Source organism: Vibrio sp. 1402, assembly GCF_033340275.1.
Genome location: NZ_JAWOWE010000135.1, coordinates 1 through 877, shown reverse-complemented (window position 1 = coordinate 877; position 877 = coordinate 1). Strand labels below are relative to the sequence as shown.

The window sequence follows — 877 nt, the reverse complement described above, 5'->3', positions numbered from 1 at the left end:
ATTCCGTATCCACACTTTTCTAGCCACTTCCACGATTCACGTTCAAGACAAGCTACGCCGCAGTTACGATGACGTACTTGAAATGGCGGTCAACGCCGTTAAACACGCGCGTAACTACACCGATGATGTCGAATTTTCTTGTGAAGACGCAGGCCGTACGCCAATCGACAATCTATGTCGCATGGTTGAAGCCGCAATTGATGCTGGCGCAAGCACCATCAACATTCCCGATACCGTTGGCTACACAGTGCCAAGCGAGTTCGGTGGCATCATCCAAACGCTTTTCAACCGCGTGCCGAACATCGACAAGGCCATCATTTCTGTGCACTGTCATGATGACTTGGGCATGTCGGTCGCAAACTCAATTGCAGCAGTACAAGCCGGTGCTCGCCAAATTGAAGGCACCATCAATGGTATCGGCGAGCGTGCGGGTAACTGCTCACTAGAAGAGATCGCGATGATCATCAAGACGCGTCAAGAGCTTCTGGGCGTAAGCACGGGGATCAAGCACGAAGAAATCCATCGTACTAGCAAGTTGGTGAGTCAACTGTGCAACATGCCGATCCAAAGCAACAAAGCGATCGTGGGTGCCAATGCATTCAGCCATTCTTCAGGTATCCACCAAGACGGCATGTTAAAGAACAAGAACACTTACGAGATCATGACGCCTGAGTCGATTGGTCTTAAGAACCAAGCGCTTAACCTAACCAGTCGTAGCGGCCGAGCGGCGGTGAAGAGCCACATGGATTCCATGGGTTATAAAGAAGATGAGTACAACCTAGACGCACTGTACGCCGACTTCTTGAAACTGGCCGACCGTAAAGGCCAAGTGTTTGATTACGATTTGGAAGCGCTAATGCACTTCTCCAACTTGCGT

1 protein-coding gene is annotated in these 877 nt (G+C 50.4%); it reads left to right on the top strand.

Annotated features, from left to right (window positions below; translation table 11 throughout):
- A partial coding sequence (locus tag R7044_RS24625) for a 2-isopropylmalate synthase (protein ID WP_225455925.1) occupies window positions 1-877 on the top strand: 877 nt, incomplete at both ends.